14 protein-coding genes are annotated in these 21,760 nt (G+C 47.0%); 10 read left to right on the top strand and 4 right to left on the bottom strand.

Annotated elements, in window-relative coordinates; translation table 11 throughout:
* Positions 1–32: 32 nt before the first annotated feature.
* The 7 genes from INF28_RS06120 to ftsH all read left to right on the top strand — a co-directional run bounded on the left by INF28_RS06120 (position 33) and on the right by ftsH (position 9,856).
* Positions 33–1,274, top strand: a complete 1,242-nt coding sequence (locus INF28_RS06120; protein ID WP_226392585.1) for an L-rhamnose isomerase — start codon at positions 33–35, stop codon at positions 1,272–1,274.
* A gap of 144 nt (positions 1,275–1,418) precedes the next feature.
* Entirely contained in the window at positions 1,419–4,055 is a 2,637-nt protein-coding gene (alaS, locus tag INF28_RS06115; RefSeq protein ID WP_226392584.1) for an alanine--tRNA ligase, read from the top strand.
* A 64-nt stretch (positions 4,056–4,119) separates the two neighbouring features.
* Entirely contained in the window at positions 4,120–4,464 is a 345-nt protein-coding gene (locus INF28_RS06110) for a histidine triad nucleotide-binding protein (protein WP_226392583.1), read from the top strand.
* 163 nt (positions 4,465–4,627) lie between these two features.
* Positions 4,628–5,905 carry an EF-P 5-aminopentanol modification-associated protein YfmF gene (yfmF, locus tag INF28_RS06105; RefSeq protein WP_226392582.1) on the top strand — a complete coding sequence of 426 codons (1,278 nt, stop codon included), beginning with the start codon at positions 4,628–4,630 and terminating at the stop codon, positions 5,903–5,905.
* Between the two features lie 4 nt (positions 5,906–5,909).
* The gene (yfmH, locus tag INF28_RS06100) at positions 5,910–7,196 is read left to right on the top strand and encodes an EF-P 5-aminopentanol modification-associated protein YfmH (RefSeq protein WP_226392581.1); all 1,287 of its coding nucleotides are present in this window, start codon (positions 5,910–5,912) and stop codon (positions 7,194–7,196) included.
* Between the two features lie 13 nt (positions 7,197–7,209).
* A complete protein-coding gene (lgt, locus tag INF28_RS06095; RefSeq protein ID WP_226392580.1) occupies positions 7,210–8,013 on the top strand; it encodes a prolipoprotein diacylglyceryl transferase in 804 nt (267 codons plus the stop codon).
* A gap of 34 nt (positions 8,014–8,047) precedes the next feature.
* Positions 8,048–9,856, top strand: coding sequence for an ATP-dependent zinc metalloprotease FtsH (gene ftsH, locus INF28_RS06090; protein WP_226392579.1), 1,809 nt, complete (start codon positions 8,048–8,050; stop codon positions 9,854–9,856).
* Positions 9,857–10,180: 324 nt separating this feature from the next.
* On the opposite strand, the gene INF28_RS06085 is transcribed toward ftsH, so the two are convergent.
* Positions 10,181–10,987 carry a M14 family metallopeptidase gene (locus INF28_RS06085; RefSeq protein ID WP_226392578.1) on the bottom strand — a complete coding sequence of 269 codons (807 nt, stop codon included), beginning with the start codon at positions 10,985–10,987 and terminating at the stop codon, positions 10,181–10,183.
* Between the two features lie 403 nt (positions 10,988–11,390).
* Between INF28_RS06085 and INF28_RS06080 the strand changes: the two genes are divergently transcribed.
* Together INF28_RS06080 and INF28_RS06075 are read left to right on the top strand one after the other, a co-directional pair.
* Positions 11,391–12,413, top strand: coding sequence for a hypothetical protein (locus INF28_RS06080; RefSeq protein WP_226392577.1), 1,023 nt, complete (start codon positions 11,391–11,393; stop codon positions 12,411–12,413).
* A 44-nt stretch (positions 12,414–12,457) separates the two neighbouring features.
* Complete coding sequence (locus INF28_RS06075; RefSeq protein ID WP_226392576.1) at positions 12,458–15,082, top strand: S-layer homology domain-containing protein; 2,625 nt, start codon at positions 12,458–12,460, stop codon at positions 15,080–15,082.
* Positions 15,083–15,272: 190 nt separating this feature from the next.
* Here INF28_RS06075 and INF28_RS06070 read toward each other — a convergent pair whose 3' ends face one another.
* From INF28_RS06070 to INF28_RS06060, 3 genes are read right to left on the bottom strand one after another with little or no spacing between them, the layout of a single operon-like run.
* Complete coding sequence (locus INF28_RS06070; RefSeq protein ID WP_226392575.1) at positions 15,273–16,532, bottom strand: competence/damage-inducible protein A; 1,260 nt, start codon at positions 16,530–16,532, stop codon at positions 15,273–15,275.
* Positions 16,533–16,543: 11 nt separating this feature from the next.
* A complete protein-coding gene (gene thiI, locus INF28_RS06065) occupies positions 16,544–17,722 on the bottom strand; it encodes a tRNA uracil 4-sulfurtransferase ThiI (protein ID WP_226392622.1) in 1,179 nt (392 codons plus the stop codon).
* 30 nt (positions 17,723–17,752) lie between these two features.
* Positions 17,753–18,898 (bottom strand): cysteine desulfurase family protein, encoded by a 1,146-nt coding sequence (locus INF28_RS06060; protein WP_226392574.1) that lies wholly within the window; start codon positions 18,896–18,898, stop codon positions 17,753–17,755.
* Between the two features lie 434 nt (positions 18,899–19,332).
* Between INF28_RS06060 and INF28_RS06055 the strand changes: the two genes are divergently transcribed.
* The gene (locus tag INF28_RS06055; RefSeq protein WP_226392573.1) at positions 19,333–21,702 is read left to right on the top strand and encodes an endonuclease MutS2; all 2,370 of its coding nucleotides are present in this window, start codon (positions 19,333–19,335) and stop codon (positions 21,700–21,702) included.
* The last annotated feature ends 58 nt before the right edge of the window (positions 21,703–21,760 follow it).

The raw sequence follows: 21,760 nt of genomic DNA, 5'->3' as shown, positions 1-21,760 counted from the left end.
TAATATTTTAGTAATGAAGGGAGCTTGATCGTATGAACAGATACGAAGAAGCAAAAGAAAAATATGCGGCGCTGGGCGTTGATACGGATGCGGCCATTGCGGCGCTGGAAAACAAAGCGATTTCCATCCATTGCTGGCAGGGCGATGATGTGACCGGTTTTGAAAATGACGGTGCGCTGACCGGCGGAATTCAGGCAACGGGAAACTATCCGGGAAAAGCGCGGACGCCGCAGGAGCTGTTTGCTGATTTTGATCAGGCGTTGGCCATGATTCCTGGGAAACACCGGATCAATATTCATGCCAGTTATTTGGTTACAGATGAGACGGTAGACCGGGACGCCATTGAGCCGAAGCATTTCCAGGCATGGGTGGATTATGCCAAAGCCCGTGGGCTGGGGATTGATTTTAACCCTACTTTTTTCTCTCACCCTAAGGCGGACGGCGGCTTGACCCTTTCCAGCCCGGATGATGAGATCCGAAATTTCTGGATCCGGCATGCCAAGGCCTGCAGAAAAATCGCGGCTTATATCGGCGAGCAGCTGGGGACGCCCTGCCTGAATAATATTTGGATCCCGGATGGGTACAAGGATATCCCGGCGGATAGGCTGGGCCCGCGCCGGCGGCTGAAGGAATCCCTTGACGAAATCTTTTCGGTGGAATATGATAGCAAATATATCATTGACTGTGTAGAATCCAAGGTATTTGGTATTGGCCTTGAGGCATATACCGTTGGCTCTCATGAGTTTTATATGGGCTATGCGGCTTCCCGCAAAAATGTATATGTGCTTTTGGATAATGGTCATTATCATCCCACCGAGATGGTATCCGACAAGATCCCGTCCCTGCTTTTGTATTTTGACAAGCTTCCTTTGCATGTAACCCGCCCCATGCGCTGGGACAGTGATCATGTGGTTCTGCTGGATGATGAACTGAAAGAGATCGCAAAGGAGATTGTGCGCAATGATGCCATGGATCGGGTGCTGATTGGTCTTGATTATTTTGACGCCAGCATTAACCGCGTAGCGGCCTGGATTGTGGGAACCAGAAATATGCAGAAAGCCCTGCTGAGCGCCTTGCTGATGCCTCATGAAAAAATGAAAGCGCTGCAGGAAGCGGGCAATACCACAGAACTGATGATGCTTTCCGAGGCAATGAAGCTTTTGCCGCTAGGAGATGTGTGGGATTATTTCTGCGCAAAAAACAATGTTCCGGATGATTTTGGATGGTTTGAAAAGATTAAAGCATACGAAAAGGACGTATTGTTAAAAAGATAAAGTCAAAAACGAAAATCCGCCGCCGATACAAGGAGGCGGATTTTTTTGCATGAAATCTGTGCAAGCTGGTGCTTGACGGATAGGCGATTCCCTGTTATAATAATCGGAAGACAAAGGAAAGAATGTAAAAAAAGAGGGATAACGATGGAAAAATTGGGTTTGAATGAAATACGGGAAAAATTTCTGGCATTTTTTGAATCAAAGGGGCATCTGCGGCTGCCGTCTTTTCCGCTGGTGCCACAGGGGGATGCCAGCTTGCTTCTGATCAATGCAGGCATGGCGCCGCTGAAACCATATTTTTTAGGAAAGGAAACGCCGCCGTCTAAGCGCGTCACCACCTGTCAGAAATGCATTCGTACCCCTGATATAGAGTGTGTGGGACTGACTGCCAGACATGGAACCTTTTTTGAAATGCTGGGCAATTTCTCCTTTGGGGATTATTTTAAGAAAGAGGTGACCCAGTGGGCGTGGGAGTTTATCACCAAAGTGCTGGAGATCCCGGAGGATCGGCTTTGGGTCAGTGTGTATGAAGAGGATAAGGAAACGGTAGATTTGTGGGTCAAGAACGTGGGTGTTTCTCCTGACCGTATTGTTTACCTTGGCAAAGAGGATAATTTCTGGGAGATTGGAACCGGTCCCTGCGGCCCTTGTTCAGAAATCTATTTTGACCGGGGGGAGGAATACGGCTGCGGCAAACCCGACTGTGCGGTTGGCTGTGACTGTGACCGGTATGTGGAATTTTGGAACCTGGTATTTACCCAGTTTGACAAGGATGAGAATGGAAATTATAATCGTTTGGCGCACCCCAATATTGATACTGGTATGGGGTTGGAGCGGATTGCCTGCATTATGCAGGGTGTGACCTCTATTTTTGAGGTAGATACCATTCGCAGAATTTTGGATGCCGCTGCCGATATGGCAAAGCTTACCTATGGGAAGGATCGGAATACGGATGTTTCCCTTCGGGTAATTACCGACCATATTCGGAGTACTGTTTTCCTGGTTTCGGATGGTGTTCTTCCTTCCAATGAGGGCAGGGGCTATGTGCTTCGCCGGCTGCTTCGCCGGGCAGCCCGCCATGGCAAGTTGCTGGGCATTGAAGGTCCGTTTTTGTATCGGTTGGCGCGGGTGGTAGCCAATGAAAGCCGGCAGGCTTATCCGGAGCTGGAGAGGAATTTCAATTATATTGAAAAGGTTATCAAAACGGAAGAGGAACGTTTTGACGAGACCATTGACCAGGGTCTGGAAATTTTGAAAGGGTATATTGATGCGCTGAAAGCGGAAAACAAGACAGAACTTCCCGGAGAGCAAGCCTTTAAGCTGTATGACACTTATGGATTCCCCATTGATTTGACCAAGGAAATCCTTGCTGAAAGCGATATGCAGGTGGATGAGAATGCGTTTAAGGAATTAATGGATCGGCAGAGAAGCCGTGCCCGCAGTGCCCGGGGGGATATGGAAGATGCCGCTTGGGAAGAGGATATTTTTGCGGTATTTGAAGGGAATACGGAATTTACCGGCTATGATGCTGTGGAAACCGAAGCAGTCGTCTTGGGAATCGGAAAGGACGGAGGTCTGACAGAAACGGCAGAGACTGGCGATGAGATTATAGTGGTTCTTGACAAGACCTGTTTTTATGCGGAAAGCGGCGGTCAGATCGGGGATACTGGAGTTTTGCAGAATGCAGACTGTATGCTTGCTGTTTTGGATACCAAGAAGAAAAACGGGAAGTTTTTGCATAAATGTATGGTAAAACAAGGCACCATTAAGACAGGTGCCAAAATCACGGCAAAGATCGATGTGGATCGCCGCCGTGCCATTGGGCGGAACCACTCTGCAGTGCATCTTTTGCAGGCGGCACTGCGAAACGTGCTGGGCAGCCATGTAGCCCAGGCAGGTTCTTATGTTTCAGAGGAGCGGCTGCGGTTTGACTTTTCTCATTTTGAGGCCATGACGCCGGAACAGCTGGCGCAGGTTGAGCGGCAGGTCAATGAGAAAATTTTAGAAGATATTCCGGTCAACTGTTTTGAGACTTCTCTAGAAGAGGCTCGGAAAATTGGCGCCGTTGCGTTGTTCAGTGAAAAATACGGAGACAGGGTCCGGGTGGTAAAAATGGGCGATTACAGCATCGAACTGTGCGGTGGTACCCATGTGGCATCTACCGGCAAGCTAGGCCTGTTCCGGATTTTGTCAGAGGGCGGTGTTGCTGCCGGCGTCCGTAGAATTGAAGGTGTAACGGGTATGGGTGTTTTGCAGGCGCTAGATTCCTGTGAGGCTATACTGCATCATGCGGCGGGTGCGTTAAAGACCACTCCCAAAGAGTTGGTGCACAAGATTGACGGTCTGCATGAAGAATTGCGGGAATGCCGCCGTGAAATCGACCAGTTAAAGAGTAAGCTTGCCAAGGATGCCTTGGGCAGTGTTATGGACGGCGCCCAGGAGGTGGGAGGTACGCTGGTTGCGGCACGGCTTTTGGATCCCGGTATGGATATGAATACCCTGCGTGAGATCGGGGATAATTTGAAGCAGCAGCAAAAGGATGCGGTGATCGTGCTGGCATCTGAGGTTGGCGGTAAGGTAAATATCATTGCTATGGCCACCAAAGAAGCGGCGGCCAAGGGTGCCCATGCCGGCAAGATTATTTCTGTGGTTGCCAAGACCATGGGCGGCGGCGGCGGCGGAAAGCCAGAGTCGGCTCAGGCTGGCGGCAAAGACCCGGCCAAGGCAGAAGAAGCGCTGAGTCAGGTAGCTGGTTTGGTAGCAGAACAGCTGGGTGTATAATGTGCAGAAGGTTTCTGTAGGAGAGATAAAGCGCCGGTGCAGACCGGCAGAAAGGAGAAGCGCAATGGAAGACTGCTTGTTTTGTAAGATCATCCGGGGTGAGATACCGTCCACCAAGGTATACGAAGACGATCAGGTATATGCTTTTTTGGATATTGAGCCGCAGGCGCCGACCCATATTATTCTGGTGCCCAAAGAGCATATTGCATCGGCCAATGAACTGACAAAAGAGAATGCCGCGGTGGTGGGACATATTTTCACGGTGGCTGCGTCACTGGCGGCCCGAGAGGGCTTTGCGGAAAAAGGCTACCGCATCGTGAACAACTGCGGCGAAGACGGCGGCCAGACGGTGGGACATTTGCACTTTCATCTACTGGCGGGCCGGAATCTGGGCTGGCCTCCGGGCTGATTAATGAGATGGAAACAAAACGCCTTGGTGCATAGCATCGGGGCGTTTTTGTGTTGTAATCGAAAAAGTTTTATGAATTCGCTTTGGAAAGTGTTTTCTCTGTTGCATTTTCCTGCTAAAATATGGTATACTATCTTTATGCTATAAAAAGGAGTTGAGCGCGATGCAAACCAGACCGGTTTGTTCCGGAGTGGATCTTCGGATCCTTGAAAACAGTAAATTCAAAACCAACAGCTTAAGTGTTTATTTTCATATTCCTCTGCAACGGGAAACGGTAACCATGGCGGCGCTGCTGCCGTCCGTGTTAAAGCGTGGTTCAGAAAAATACCCCAAGCTTCGTGACATGGCAAGACACCTTGCGGATATGTACAGCGCTTCTTTGGGCGCAGGCGTCCGGATGAAGGGCGACGGCGAGGTGCTGTATTTTACCATAGAATATATCGCAGACGCCTATATCGGAGAAAACCTTACCCGGCAGGCGGCGGACTTTTTGCAGGAGTTCATTTTTTCGCCGCTGGTGAAGGACGGGGGTTTTCTTAGCGAATATGTAGAGAGCGAAAAAAACAATCTGAAAAATGCTATCTTAGGTTTGATCAATGACAAAAAGGAATATGCTGATGTCAAATGCCGGGAAGCCATGTTTGGCGGGGACGGCTATGGCATGTTTGAAGCGGGATATGTGGAAGATTTGGACGGGATTACACCGGAGCGGCTGTATGGTTTTTACCGCGAAGTGCTTGAAAATGCCAAGGTGGATATTTTCATGGGTGGTACGGTGAACGCGCAGACATCTGATGAGGTGTTTACGGCCTTTCAGAGCCGTTTATCTCCCAGAAGCGGCGGATATATCCATACACAGGCGGCTGTTTCGAAAAAAGCGGAGCCCCAGGTGATTACCGAGGAAATCCCGGCGGCACAGAGCAAGCTGGCAATGGGACTTTGCTGTGGTGTTCCGGCGGCTTCAGAGGAATACTATGCGCTGATGCTTGGCAGCTGTATTTTTGGCGGCAGTCCTTTTTCCAAATTGTTCAATAATGTGCGGGAGAAGCTGAGCCTTGCCTATTATGCGGCCTGCCGGACAGATCGAATGAAAAGTGTGATGATGATCAGCTCCGGAATTGAGACCAAAAATTATCAGGCGGCATACGATGAGATTATGGTACAGCTTGAGAAAATGCGAAAAGGCGAGATTGAACCGGAAGAAATGGAAGCCGCACGAAAATATTTGGAAACTGGGTTAAATGCTATGCAGGACAGCATGCGGGCAATGGAGGATTATTACTTAAGCCAGGCAATCATGGGTACAGAGCAGAGCCTGACGGAGCTTTTGGAATGTCTGAAAAAGGTGACCAAAGAACAGATCAGTGCGGTGATGCAAAAGACAGCGCTGGATACAGTATATTTCTTAAAAGGTATGCCAAGCGGCGGGAAGGAGGAATAAGCCCATGGAAATCAAATGCCAAAAAAACGAACGTCTCCAGGAGGAAATGCTTTATGCTAAGCATGACAGCGGCCTTTCGGTTTATGTGTTTCCCAAAAAAGGGTTTAGTAAATATTATGCGATTTATGGAACAGAGTACGGATCGGTCGACCGAGTGTTTCAGGTGCCGGGCGAAACAGAAATGACGACAGTTCCAGATGGAATTGCCCATTATCTGGAACATAAAATGTTTGAAGAGGAGGGCGGCGGCAACGCCTTTGACCGTTTTGCGGCAACGGGGGCAAGCAGCAATGCTTTTACCAGCTTTGATATGACTGCTTATCTTTTCACCTGCACGAACCGGTTTTATGAGAACCTGGAAATTTTGTTGGATTTTGTGAATCATCCATATTTTACAGATGAAAATGTGGCAAAGGAGCAGGGCATCATTGGTCAAGAAATCAAAATGTACGAAGATGACCCGGAGTGGCGTGTATTCTTTAATACGCTGACCGCCATGTTTCATAACAATCCGGTCAAGATTGATATTGCAGGTACAGTGGAGAGCATTTCTCATATCACCCCTAAGGTATTGTATCAGTGCTATAACACTTTTTATAACCCTGCGAATATGGTTTTGGTTCTGGTGGGCGATGTGGATATGGAGCGGGCACTTCAGTGTGTTGATAAATATGTGGATGTCAGCCGAAATCTGGGGAAAATTGCAAGGCCGCAAGTGGAAGAACCGCAGGAGAGAGTGCAGGAATATATTGAGCAGAAGCTGACGGTATCCCAGCCCATGTTCCGGATCGGGTTCAAGGACAATCAGATGGCGGTATCAGGCGATGCAATGCTGAAAAAGGAAATCGCCACCGAACTGATTCTGGAAACCGCGTTTGGAAAGACCAGCGATTTTTATATGGAACTCTATGAGACAGGGCTGATTGATAATACCTTTGATGCCGAGACGGATATTACCAAGGCATACGGGTTCAGCCTGATCGGCGGGGAATCAAAAGATCCCCAGGCGGTTTATGAGAAGGTGAAAGAGCGTCTGCGGAGCTTGCAGAACAACGGAATTCCGGCAGAGGAGCTCAGTCGTGCAAGGAAGGTATTAAAATCGGGAAATATCCGTATTTTCAACAACGTGGAAAGTATGGGCAATGCCTTTATTCGGCATATCTTTGCAGGCTATCAGCCGCTAATGGTAGGCGATATGGTGGATAGCGTAACCGAAGAAGAGGTAGCGCTGCGGCTGAAGGAGCATTTTGATACGGAAAACAGCGTACTTTCGGTGATTCGTCCGGCGTAGGGGGAATGGAAACATGAATAATGTGATAACCTTTCCCGGACTGGGACTGACCTTTGAAGTAAACCGTGCGGCCTTTCATATTTTTGGCATATCGGTGTACTGGTATGGTTTGCTAATTGCCCTGGGCTTGATCCTTGCCATTGTTTACGGCATACGGGAGGCAAAAAAGACTGGGGTGAGCCAGGACGATCTTTTGAATATGATTTTGATTGCAGTACCGGTCGCGATTGTATGTGCGCGTCTGTATTATGTCATATTCAGCTGGGATATGTACAAGGACGATTTGCTGTCGGTATTTGATATCAGAAACGGCGGTCTCGCCATTTACGGCGGTGTGATCGGCGCCTGCTTGGTGATTTTTTTCTATTGTAGGCGCAAACACCTGTCTTTGGGGGCAGTGCTGGATATTCTGGCAGTTGGTCTGTTGATTGGACAGGCCATCGGCCGTTGGGGTAATTTTGTTAATGGTGAGGCCTTTGGCGGCCCCACCCAGCTGCCCTGGGCAATGTCTATTCGCCAGGACGGAGAAATCATTGCCCAGGGGGTTCACCCCACTTTTCTGTATGAGTCTTTATGGAACGCAGCAGGAATTGTAATTTTGCTGGTTTATAAAAGATGGAAAAGTTTTCGCGGTGAGGTTTTCTGCGGTTATTTAATTTGGTATGGACTTGGCAGAATGTGGATTGAAGGCCTGCGGGCGGATTCGCTGTACATAGGGAATCTTCGGGTAAGCCAGATTTTGGCTGGACTGACCGTACTGGCAGGTGCCGGAATCCTTCTTTATGGACGGCTGCAGCAGCGGAAAAAACAACAATGACAAACAAGAACCAGGATAGGAGTGTGATTGTTATATGGAACAAAAGGGAACGCCGAAGCGGCCGCTGATATTTTATTATATTGTAGGACTGCTGATCATTCTTCTGCTTAATGCCATACTGGTGCCCACCATGTTCAAGCCGGAAACGGTGGGGTATAATGTTTTTTTAGATGATTTAAAGAATGGGAAAGTACAGCAGGTAGAAGTGCAGGATACACAGATCGGTGTGCTCAGCAAAGACAGCCAAGGCAAGGACAGGATCTATATTACCGGAAATATGAACGACCCGGATTTGGTGAATAAGCTGGACGAGGCCGGCGTAGAATTTGGCAAGGTGATTCCAAAACAGAATTCTCCGTTGCTGAGCTTTATTCTGTCATGGGTTTTCCCACTGCTGCTGATGGTTGCCGTCGGACAGCTGCTGATGCGGCAGATGCAGAAGCGTATGGGCGGCGATGCCTTGTCCTTTGGTCAAAGCAAGGCAAAAATTTATGTCAAGGCGCAGACAGGAACTACTTTTGCAGATGTAGCGGGACAGGAAGAAGCAAAAGATGCGCTTTCAGAAATTGTAGATTTTTTGCACAATCCTGCCCGGTATAAAAAAATCGGTGCGGTTTTGCCCAAGGGAGCGCTTTTGGTAGGTCCGCCGGGAACCGGAAAGACACTGCTTGCCAAAGCAGTGGCTGGAGAAGCGGAAGTACCGTTCTTTTCCGTGTCCGGGTCAGAGTTTGTAGAGATGTTTGTAGGCCGGGGTGCCGCCCGCGTGCGGGAGTTGTTTAAACAGGCGCAGGAGAAGGCGCCGTGTATTGTCTTTATTGATGAGATTGATACCATTGGAAAAAAACGTGACGGCGCCGGAGTGGGCGGAAATGATGAGCGGGAGCAAACGCTGAATCAGTTGCTGACAGAAATGGATGGTTTTGATGGCAGTAAAGGCGTGGTCATTCTGGCGGCTACGAACCGTCCGGAAACACTGGACAAGGCGCTTCTGCGTCCCGGCAGGTTTGACCGCCGGATTCCGGTGGAGCTTCCGGACCTGGCAGGACGGGAAGCGATTCTGCGTGTCCATGCCAGGAATGTGAAGATGGATCAGAATATTGATTATACAGCAATTGCCCGTGCAACCTCTGGCGCATCAGGAGCCGAGCTTGCAAATATGGTGAACGAGGCGGCGCTCCGGGCGGTTCGTGCCGGACGGGATACTGTGATTCAGGCAGATCTGGAAGAATCTGTCGAGGTGGTTCTTGCAGGATATCAGCGTAAAAATGCGGTCATTTCCCAGAAGGAAAAACAAATTGTGGCCTATCACGAGGTAGGGCATGCGTTGGTTGCGGCGCTGCAGACGAATTCCGCTCCGGTGCATAAAATCACCATCGTACCCCGGACATCAGGAGCACTGGGATATACCATGCAGGTATCAGAACAAGAAAACGTCTTGATGAGTAAGGAGGAAATATTTAATAAAATTGCCACTTTAACAGGCGGTCGTGCGGCAGAAGAGCTGGTGTTCGGCACCTTTACCTCCGGCGCTTCCAATGATATCGAGCAGGCGACACGGTTGGCAAGGAGTATGGTAACCCGCTTGGGCATGAGCAAAAATTTTGATATGACTGCGCTGGAAACGGTGGGGAACGAATATTTAGGCGGTGATGCGTCATTGGCGTGTTCCCAGCAGACCGCGGCGGATATTGACCGCGAGGTGGTAGAATTGATCAAGCATGCCCATGAAAAAGCGATCGGAATTTTAAAGGATAAAATGGACAAACTGCATGAGCTGGCGGCATTTTTGCTGGAGAAGGAAACCATTACGGGTGAGGAGTTTATGCAGATGCTAAATCGATAGTATAAAATAAGAAAGAGGAGCTGTCTTTTTTATGACAGACTCCTCTCAGCGTGTCGATAAAGTATCGACACGCTGACAGATGTTGAAAAAGGAAGTTAGATTTTCCGCAATTGCTTTCGTCAGCGTACAAAGGTACGGTAGAGAGCGATTGCGGGAAAAGCAAGCAATGACGCCGGTTTCTCGATGAATCCGGCGTCATTTTATACGACAACATAAAGTTTATGAAAAGGAAGTGCGTTTTGTTTTTATTGTCTCGCTTGCGGTATAACGACTTTTTCGACAGTCTGAGAGGAGCTGTCTTTTTTATGACAGACTCCTCTTTCTTTACAACTTCATAGCTTCCAGCATGAGCGGGAGCGTACGTGCGTATATTTTGGGAAAATCTTCTGGCGGCAGAGGGTTTTCCCCCTGGCCAATTTCAATGGTAAAGCCGGGGCGGCGAAAGGTGCGGATAAACCAGTCTTTGTATCCGCCGTAGGAAGCGATTCCCTTGGGAGAATCCATGCGATATGGACTGACGGCCTCAAAGCGTTTCGCGTAAACAAAGGATTTGTCCGGTGCAAAGCCGCAGAAATCCCAGTATATGACCTCGCCCTGACTGTGAAAAGCCATTACCAAATCAAAGGAATTTTGGCGGGTAAAGTCAGCAATAGCGCGACTTTCCGGTTCGGATTCGGGAAAAGGTCCGGAAAAGCGGGTGGGCCCCGGCCCCAGAACACCTGCTTCCGGTTCTCCTTGTTTGGAAAGATGCCACAGCGCGTCATAATTGTGGTTCAAATCCACCCCACGTGCGTTGGCTTGCCACTGTTTTCCAGAAACGGCAATTTCTACTCCGTCAGGATTTACCATGGGAACAAGATAGAGGGTACAGGCGTCTAAAAGAGTATGTGTGCTATAGGTATCTGCGGCAAGGTCTTTGGCAAACTGCATAAGAAGTTTGGCAGTCAGCCATTCCATGCCGTGGTGTGCACCATTGAAAAATATTTTTTTGTTTCCGTGTCCCAGCTTCAGCGCATAGAGTTTTCTGTTTTGTATACTCTTTCCAATACAGAAAACTGGAATGTTGGGATAGTTTTCCTGAAAGGCGGTGATGGCTCGCTGTAACGATTTATAGTTAAAAATGGTCTCCATGCTCGTTCATCCTTTCTACAGAATTGCATTATGTAAACACAAGTATCTGGGTTTGTGTAGCTATTTTTATTCAATCGGACGAAAGAATATGAAAAAAATGGTTGAAAGTCAATAAAGATTATAAAAAAAATAAAAAATTTCAAAAAATCTATTGAAAAAAGATTGATAAAGTAGTATAATGCAAGAGTATAGATATGAAATAAATTAAAATACGGGAGAGTTATCGGTTGCTGTAGGATACAGTATACCTCTTTTCCGTATTTGTACAGCATAAACATTCTGACGGAAAGGAGGAGGCCGAAGACTAAATAATAATTGTGGTACAAGGTCATCTGTGGTAAGGCGATCTATTGATTAGAAAAAAAGAAAAAACGTTAGTTTGAATTATTTAGGAGGCAAAAAAATGAAAGAGTACAAAAAATTTAAGAAATTTGGTGCGGCAATGACAGCTGTCGCAATGTTAGGTTTGATGGGAACAGGCGCTTTTGCGGCTGAAGAAGAAAAAACAGAAGTCCCTGAAGTTCCTGCAGTAGAAGTTCCTGCTGAAGAAGTGACCGAGGCTCCCGTTGTTGACGAGACTGAAGTTCCCGCAGAGGAAGTCCCTGTTGTTGACGAGACCGAGACTCCTGCAGAGGAAGCTCCTGTTGTTGACGAGACCGAGGCTCCCGCAGAAGAAATTCCTGTGGTTGACGAGACCGAAGTTCCTGCAGAGGAAGCTCCTGTTGTTGATGAGACCGAGGCTCCCGCTGAGGAAGTTCCTGCTGAAGAAGCAAATGCGAACGTGGATCTTTTGGCAGAGGGAGACGGTAATGTTATGCAGGGCGAAGATATGGTAGACGGTACCGGCATTGCTATTACCGCGGCAACTGCAACGGTAGACGATGCAGGCGTTTATACGGTTAAAATGACATATACCATCGATGGCGCAGAAGCCACCAATCAGGTTACCATGCTGGCGTATCTGTTTGAAGGCGATGGTAGTGCTTGGACTGCGGAAGACAATATTGAAACCGGTTCTATCCGTGCGATCGATCAGGATGCGAATTCTACTTATAATGGCACCATTTCCTTTAAGCTGGCAAAGAACGGTAGTTTGACCGTAAATCCAGATTCTACTTTGGTAGTCAAGATGGGTTCCGATGCGGCAACCGCTACAGCGGCACAGGCAGTTATCATTGATCTTGCTAATGCAAGCGCAGGCGAACCTGAGCCAAGCGGAAAGATCGGCGATGTCAATAATGATGGTGTAATCAATGGTACAGATGCAAATGCAGCTGTTATGATTTGGAAACAAACTTTCGATTTTAGTAGCATTGAAGGATTGACACCAGATGAAATTCGTGAAAGAGCTGATCTTGCTGATCCTAAAGGAACAATTAATGGATCAGATGCAAATGAAATTGTTATTTTGTGGAAAAGTAATTAAATAGAGAATAGATGCAGGTTTTTACCGAAAGGAGTAAAGCAAGAATGAGAAATTTGAAGAAAATAATGTCAGCTGTTGTTGTAATTGCAATGCTTGTAAGTTTAGTAGCTGTGAATGTATTTGCTGCAGATTCAACAGCAGATTCTGAAATTAAAATTTACATGACGCCGAGCGCAACTGCTGTAAAAGCCGGTGGAGAATTTACAGTAGACTTTTTTGTTACGGCAAAAGATGATTCTGATATCAAAATTCAAAATTTGATGTTTGAGTTAACTTATGATAGTAGTGCATTTACAGCAGAAGCTGGAACATGGTCGAATGGCTATAATCCGGATACCGAGGAATATGCTGGTCTTCCCAAAACAACGGTTGATGTTAATACAGCAGGCTATGTAAGGGCAGGAACTGCAGGTAATATTTACAATGTAAGTAAAAATGCTCCAGTATGCCAAATTAAATTTAATGTAAAAGCAGATGCTGTTACTGGTGCAAAAGAATTTTCTTTCTCTGATTTTACAGCAATTAATATGGCAAATGGTGCTTTAAAGACTTTAGATAGAACCAACAAAATTAGTGTATCTGTTGTAGAATCTGCTGAGATTACAGCGGTTGCTCCGGTTGAGTTTACAACGGCTTCTATTGGTGCTACTGCTGATGAAGTGATTGCGGCTCTGCCGAAAGAAGTGACTGTTACAGCACCTGATAAGATCAAAGATACCAAAGTTGCAGTAAGTGCATGGACTGCTCCGGCTGATTATGACGCTATGTCTGCAGAAGCTCAGGTATTTACCGGTACTCTGGCTCCGGTTGATCCGATTACAGCGGCGGCTGGTTTAACTGCAGTTGCAAACGTTACTCTTCAGCCGATTACCGATGGTACTCTGGGTACAGTAAACAGCATTACCTTTAATGCGGTTGCTGACAGTCAGGATAACTACACAGAAGACGAGATCAAGACTGCTTTCCTGGCAGCTAACCCCACCGTTGCAGTTTCTAAGGGTGAAATCACTGATACTTATACTTTGGAAGCAGCAGATCTGACTGTTACTGGAACGCTGAACAAAGGTACAGTTACCGAAGGAAGCGATCCTGAGAATAAAGCAACCATTGCGGTTTCTATCAGCGGTGAATCTGACAATAAGTTCTTTAATTTTGCTGAAGCACAGACACTAAATGCAGAGGCTACAGTAATCCCGGCTGAAATCAAAGACGGTACGGTATCTTATGTAGTTAATCCGCTGAATATTACCAATACAACGGAAATCAGCGTAGTAGTAAAGAGAGACGAAGCAAAATACAGTGCAGTAGATTCTAAAGTTACTGTTACAGTTTCTACTGCTGACAAGACAGTTACTCTGCCTGCTGATGGCACAGAATTTGTAATGGCTGGCGCAACCGAAGAAGCAGCTGCAGAACTGGAGAAGACCTTTGTTCTGGGCAGTGCAAAGACCATCTTTGGCGCTGACGTAGCAGCTGGTACAGTTATCAACTTTGAGGTGAAAGTAGACGGTGCTACTGTTATGGTGGATGAAACAACTTCTACCACCAGCAAGACCGTTGCAAAGAGCGGCGGCAGCAGCAATCCTCCGAGCGGTATTCCTTCCGGCGGCGGCGGTGGTACCAGCACTGCGAAGTCTTATAACATTAAGACCACCGAGAGCGTAAACGGTACCTTTACTGTTCCGGAAACTGCAAAGAGCGGTGATGTTGTAACCGTTACCACCACTCCGGACGAAGGTTATAAGACTGATGTAATTACCGTTAAGACTTCTGCTGGAACCAATGTTCCGGTTGAGAACAAGCAGTTCACCATGCCGTCTTCTGATGTTACCGTAAGCGTAACCTTTGTAGAGGGCGTAGAGGAAGAACCGAGTGTAACTCCTTCTGGTGATTTCAGCGATGTTCCCAGCAGTCACTGGGCATATGCCGCTATTATGAATCTGAAAGAACTGGGTATTGTAAATGGCGTTTCTGAGACCTCTTTCAATCCGGATGGCAATGTAACCCGTGCGGAATTTGCTAAGATGATCGCACAGCTGTTTGGTTTGACTGCAACTTCTACCACCAGCGCATTCACCGACTGTGCAGCAGATGATTGGTATACTCCTTACGTTATCGCTGTTGCTGAGGCTGGATATGTAAAAGGTATTTCTGATACCTACTATGGTGCTGACGAGCAGATCAGCCGTCAGGATATCTGCACCGTTCTGGGTCGTGTTCTGGATGCCGCTCCGGCAGAAGGCGCTGCTTTGGAATTCACCGATGCAGCTGATATCGCTGACTACGCTGCAGACTATGTTCTGGCACTGGTTGGCATGGGCGTAATCAATGGTTATGAGGACAACACCTTTGGCCCGAATGCAAACGCTACCAGAGCAGAAGCTGCTAAAATTATTGACGGCGTAACCAAGCTGGATGTCCAGATTGTAAAAGATGCAATGGCTAAACTGACCGGTGAAGCTCCTGCCGAAGAAGTAACCGAGGAAACCACTGAAGAAAATACCGAAGAGGTAACTGAGGAAACCACCGAGGGAAATACCGAAGAGGTAACTGAGGAAACCACCGAGGAAAATACTGAAGAGGTAACTGAGGAAACTACCGAGGAAAATACCGAAGAGGTAACTGAGGAAACTACCGAGGAAACCACCGAAGAGACTACTGAAAAATAATTGATAGTTCAGTTGTTTTGATAAGAAGGTCAAAACCCCGAAAGGCTTATGCCTTTCGGGGTTTTTTGTGAATAAAAAGCCGAATTCATCTGGAATCCGGCTCTATATTATAATTTGTGGTATTTTTGCTCAATGGTTATTGCCAAATGCCATTTGGTAATCCATCTTTTATAAAATTAATGGTAAAACATTACCAAATATAATCTACGTCTAATTTATTCAAAAGATAGCGGCGGATAATGTCAAGGGCATACAGGCTGGCGCGCTCTCTGATCATATTTCGGTCGCCTGCCAAATAAAAGCGAAATGCACGGTGAACGCCTTCGGCACATATACCGATATATACCAGACCAACAGGTTTTTCATCCGTGCCGCCGTCTGGGCCTGCGATGCCTGTTATTCCAATGCCAATATCCGCTCCTGTTTTCTCACGGACGCCGCGGCACATTTCAAGGGCGGTTTGGGAAGAAACAGCACCGTGTGCCGCTAAAGTTTCCGCAGTGACTCCAAGGAGAGCCTGCTTTTGTTCATTGGAATAAGTGATCATTCCACATGGGAAGCAAGCGGAGGCGCCGGGAATATCAGTTATTTTTTTGGCAACCAAGCCACCGGTACAACTTTCTGCTGTGGCAGCTGTTTTCCCGGACGTCCGAAGCAGATCCACAACCGTTTTTTCCAGCGAGGCGTTTTCTCCTTTGGCGTAGATAAAGTCACCTAAAATATTTCTTACTTCTGTTTCAAGAGGCTGAAGCATCTTTTTTGCTTGTTGCGTATCTGACGCCTTGGCGGTAAGCCGAAGTTCCATTTCGCCGGTTTTGGCATACGGTGCAATGGTAGGATTGGTTTGGCGGTCAATGATGGTTTTTAGTTTTTCTTCTGCCGCCGATTCTCCCACGCCAAATATACGAAGGCTTTCTGAATAAATAATACAGTCGGCACGTTTTTCCAGATACGGCCGTACTTGCTCAAGGAGCATGGGGCGCATCTCACTGGGCGGCCCTGGCAGCATGATGAAAATATTTTTTTCAGTTTCAATAATCGCCCCGGGTGCGGTTCCGTGGTCATTTTGCAGGACAATACAACCTTCGGGCATTTCGGCTTGTTTTAAATTGCTTTTGGGCATATATTGCCCTTGAGAGGCAAAGCGTTCCTCAATGCGGCGTTTGCTTTCTTCGTGCATAATGCATTTTTTCCCGCAGTAATGGGCAATGGTTTCTTTGGTTAAATCGTCACCGGTAGGTCCCAAGCCTCCGGTTGTTATAATGCCATCAGCCCGTCCAGCTGCAAGTTCCAATGCGGATTGAAGACGGTCGGGATTATCGCCTACAACGGTGGTATAATAGACATTATACCCAAGCTCGCTCAGCATGCGGCTGATAACCTGTGCATTGGTGTTTACGATCTGTCCAAGCAAAAGCTCGGTTCCTACCGATATGATTTCAAAATTCATATGCATTCCTCCTATGGTTTGATGTAGACAACTTCTTCGCCGTCTATTGCTTTTTGTATCATTTCTTCCAGATTATCAAGAGCTTTTTCCGCTTCCAGGATTTCTTTAAGATCCGGGTGGGTTTTTGGGTGTTTGGGAACAAAAATAGTACAGCAATCCTCGTAGGGAAGTATGGAAGTTTCGTAGGTATCAATTTTTTTGGAAATCTGTACAATTTCTTCTTTGTCCATACCGATACAGGGGCGAAACACTGGCATGCTCACTGCGTTGTCGGTGACTGCAAGGCTTGCCATGGTTTGGCTGGCCACCTGTCCGATGCTTTCACCGGTAATCAGTGCCGCGGCTTTGGAATTGACTGCGATACGTTCTGCGATTTGCATCATAATCCGGCGCATGATTAGGGTCAAATAATTTCTGGGGCATTTGTCAATAATGGCAAGCTGAATCTCGGTGAAGGGAACAATATGCAAATTTATTTTTCCCGTATATACAGAAAGAATTCTTGCAAGATCAATTACTTTTTCTTTGGCACGGTCTGAGGTATAAGGATGACTGTGAAAGTGGACTGCATCAATAGCAACACCTCGTTTGGCAATCATCCATCCTGCTACGGGACTATCAATGCCGCCGCTGAGCAGCAAAGCGGCTTTGCCATTGGTTCCAATGGGCATTCCGCCGGCACCGCTGTATTTTTCAGTAAAAATATATGCTTTTTTTCGAATTTCAATTTGAACCAGAATATCGGGATTGTGCACATCCACATGAAGGCCGTCTACATTTTTTAAAATAACACCACCCATTTGCTGGCAGATTTGGGGCGAATTAAGTGGAAACTGCTTGTCCTCCCTTTTAGCTTCTACTTTAAAACTTTTTCCCTGCGTGTCCATAGACTTAAGACATGCAATGGTAGTTTGGGCAATGCTGTCCATATCTTTTTCACAGGAAACAGCAGGACAAATATTGACAATACCAAAAACTTTGCGCATTCTATCTATGGCGTCCTCCATGTCAATGGTATCGTCCATGGGTTCTACGTAAATGGTGGATTGGGATTTTTGAATATGAAACCGGCCGGCGGGAGATAGCGCCTTGGAAAGGTTTCGCAGGAGCTGCTGCTCAAACATCGGCCGGTTCAGCCCTTTTAGTGCAATTTCTCCATATTTTAAAAGTACAATATCAGCTTTTTTCATCATAGGTATCCTCCGTTTTCTTTGGTATCCTTACCGCAGGGGTATCCTGCGCAGCATGGTGACAATTCGGGTAAGCGCTTCCACGGCAGCGTCAATATCGTCTTGGGTGGTAAATTCAGAAAGACTCAGCCGGATACTTCCGTCGATCATGTTCCGGTCGGTACCAATGGCCGTCAGCACATAGCTGGGCTCTTTTTTGTGGCTAGAACATGCCGAACCACTGGAAACATAAATTTCTTCATCTTCCAGAGAATGCAGCACCACCTCGGAGCGGACTCCGGCAAAGGAAACATTTAAAATGTGGGGTGCGCAGTTTTCCGGTGTGTTAATTTTTATATCAGACAGATTCTCCCGAAGCCCTTTCTCCAGACGTTGGCGAAGCATATGCATTCTCGGAACAGCAGTTGCCATATGCTGATAGCAAAGACTGGCGGCCAGTCCTATTCCAGCAATACCTGGCACGTTTTCGGTGCCTGACCTTAGATTGTCCTGCTGTCCGCCGCCAAAGAGGATGGGCGCTATTTTTGTACCTTTTTTTACATACAGCACACCGATCCCTTTTGGACCGTGGATTTTATGTCCACTGATACTGAGCAAATCCGCGCCCAGTGTTTTCGCATCACAAGGAACCTTGCAGTAGCCTTGTACGGCGTCTACATGAAGGTATGCCCTTTTATTTTTTCTCTTCATTATTTCTGCCAGCCGCGATATGGGTTGTACGGAACCAATCTCGTTATTAACCAGCATAACGGTGACCAAAGCCGTATCATCGCAGAGTAGATCTTCAAAAGCCGGCAGACTGATGATGCCATCATGGTCTACCGGAATAAAGTCTATGCGGTAACCCTTTTTTTTGAGATACATCAAGGTATTCAGTGTGGCAGGATGTTCCAGTGGGGAGCTGATAATCTGCCGGCCCCGGCTGGCGGCGCAAACACCGCGGATAGCCAGGTTGTTGGATTCCGTTCCGCCGGAGGTAAAGTAAATTTCTCCCGGTGAAGCCTTCAGGGTTTGGGCAATGGCTTCCCGGGCGGCTTTAACTTCTTTTTCCGCCGCAATGCCCAGCCGGTGCAGGGAGGACGGATTCCCATATTGGTTTTGCATAACCTCTGCCACCTTGGCCGTTACCTGTGGATAAGGCTGTGTAGTGGCGCTGTTATCAAAATATCGTTCCATAACATTCTCCTTGTCTGCCGCAGTGTAACGGCAAAGCTTCATTCTAGCTCTTATCCACACAGAAAGAATAAGAGATTTTAATGAATGCCCATGTGTGTTTCCGAAGCGATGCGAAGGAAAAATTGGCATGGGCTATTTTTATTTCTTTGAAACTTCTAACTTCATATTGTATCACAAGTGCAGAATTTTTTCAACCAATATCTGTTATCTACTTTGGCTTTGTAAGAAATTTTGTCCGGCACAGACAAGCGCTGCAAACAGGTGCGGCGTGTTTCCGGCCGGACGGAAAGGCTTTCGCAGTATTAGTCTATGCAAAGCGGGACAAAGTGTGCGTAGAATTTTTGAAAAAGGGTAGACAAAATTAAGTTTTTTTGTGTATAATATTATTTTAGGCAAAAAGTATAGAAATACCCCGCTTGTGGGAGGATGAGAATATGGAACATAAAACTTTGAAAACGTTGGAATATGATAAGATTTTAAATATGCTGGCTGCGTTTGCTAAAAACGAGGATACCAAACGCAAAATTCAGGAACTGGTGCCATCGGAAGATTTCCGTATTGTAGAACAAACTCTGCTGGAAACCGACGCTGCTGTGACTTTGATTTTAAAATACGGCACACCGGATATGCTTCGGATATGCAATATTAAAGAACAGATGAAACGGCTTCAGATAGGCGGTTCTCTTAACATGGCAGAACTTTTGAATCTGGCCAGAATTTTAAAGAATGCTCGGACTTTAAAGCGGCTGACGTGGGAGCAGACCGGCATACTTTGCGGATATATAGAAGAGCTGGTACCGGAGAAAGCGGTGGAGGATAGAATTACGTCTGCTATTTTGTCAGAGGAGGAAATGGCTGATGATGCAAGTCCTGAACTTTATCGAATTCGGCGGAAAGCCAAAAACGCGGCGAGCAGGATTCGGGAAACGCTGGATTCTATGATTCATTCGGGATATTATCAAAAATTTTTGCAGGATCCTATCGTTACCATGCGCAACAACCGGTATGTGGTGCCGGTAAAGGCGGAGCATAGGGCGGATGTAAAAGGAATTGCTCATGATATGTCTGCTTCCGGGGGAACGGTATTTATTGAGCCGGAAGGCGTGGTCAATGCCAATAATGAGCTGCACGAACTTGAGGTTCGGGAAAAGGCGGAAATAGAGCGGATTTTGATGGAAATTTCTCAGGCGGCCGCTGAAATTGCTCCTGAACTGGAACTGAATTTTGACACCTTGATTCACTTGGATTTTGTTTTTGCTAAGGCCCATTTGGCGCTGGATATGAAGGCGGTGTGTCCTCAGCTGAACCGGGAAGGCAGGGTGAATATCAGAAAAGGCAGGCATCCTTTAATTGATCGAAAAAAGATTGTGCCTATCAGTGTCAGGCTGGGAGAGGAGTTTGACAGTCTGATTGTGACAGGACCCAATACCGGCGGAAAGACAGTGGTGCTTAAGACCATCGGGCTGTTTTGCCTGATGACCCAGTCGGGACTGCATATCCCTGCGGCAGAAGATAGTATTATGCCGGTGTTTACTGATGTTTTTGCTGATATTGGAGATGAACAAAGCATAGAGCAAAGCCTGTCCACTTTTTCATCCCATATGAAAAATATCGTACGGATTGTCAGCCGGGCGAGGGAAAATTGTCTGGTTCTGTTTGATGAATTGGGAGCCGGGACTGACCCGGTGGAAGGCGCTGCGCTTGCAGAATCCATTTTAGAGCATATTAGGGCAGCTGGAGCGGAGACGGTGGCAACGACGCATTACAGCGAACTGAAATTGTATGCACTTTCTACGCCCGGGGTGGAAAATGCCTCCTGTGAATTTGATGTGGAAACCTTAAGCCCTACTTATCGCCTGCTTATTGGCGTACCGGGAAAGAGCAATGCTTTTGCGATTTCAGAGCGGCTGGGGCTTCCTAAAGAGATTATTGACCGTTCCAGACAGCGGCTTTCAGAAGAAAATTTGCAGTTTGAGGATATCCTAACCAGCATTGAAAAAAATAGACAAACAACGGAAAGAGAATCTCAGGAAACCATACGGCTGCGGCAAGAAGTGGAAGTTTTGCGCCAGCAGTTGGAGCAGGAACGGGAGAAAATTGAGAAGCAGAAGGATAAGATTTATGACCGGGCGCGAGAAAAAGCGGAGAAAATTATTGAGCGTGCCCAGAGAGAAACTGATGCGATGCTGGAGGAGGCAAAGGCGGCAAGAAAAGCCAAGGATGAGCAGGAGCAACTTCGTGCCATGGAAGAGATTCGCCGTCAGCTGGGGCTGAAAAGAAAAAAGAATAAAAGTCCGAAAGTGCGGACGGCAGTGCAGGCAAAACCGGCAGGGGTGAATATCAATACCTTAAAGCTGGGCGCTTCGGTTATGATTAATGACCTAGGGGATAAAGGCAGTGTACTATCGGTTAATAAAAAGGAAAATACTGCTGTGGTGCAGGTGGGAATTATGAAAATTACTGCCAAAGCCGATAATTTAACACTTTTGGAGGAAGAAGAGGGAGTTCGGCCGAAAACGGAGCCGCCTCGGAGAAGCCAGACTGGACTGCGTCGCGGTGAAGTAAAGGCAGAAGTGGATTTGCGGGGTATGATGCTGGAGGAAGCTTTGATGCAAACGGATAAGTTCTTGGATGAATCCTCCATGGCTGGTTTGCATACGGTGAGCATTATTCATGGGAAAGGAACCGGAACCTTACGTGCTGGCGTGCAGAATATGTTGCGGCGGCATCCGCAGGTTAAAAGTTTTCGGCTAGGTAAATACGGGGAAGGCGAAGACGGTGTTACCATTGTGGAGCTGAAATAAAGCTAGATATTTCGCTGTTTTATGGAAGTGTTCATGCAGTTGCATAAAAGTATGAATT

Origin of the sequence: Ructibacterium gallinarum (assembly GCF_014982785.1) — a bacterium.
In the GTDB taxonomy this organism is placed as follows: domain Bacteria; phylum Bacillota; class Clostridia; order Monoglobales; family Monoglobaceae; genus Ructibacterium; species Ructibacterium gallinarum.
The sequence above is the reverse complement of the archived record's forward strand: the minus strand, read 5'-3'. Positions and strand labels throughout refer to the sequence as shown.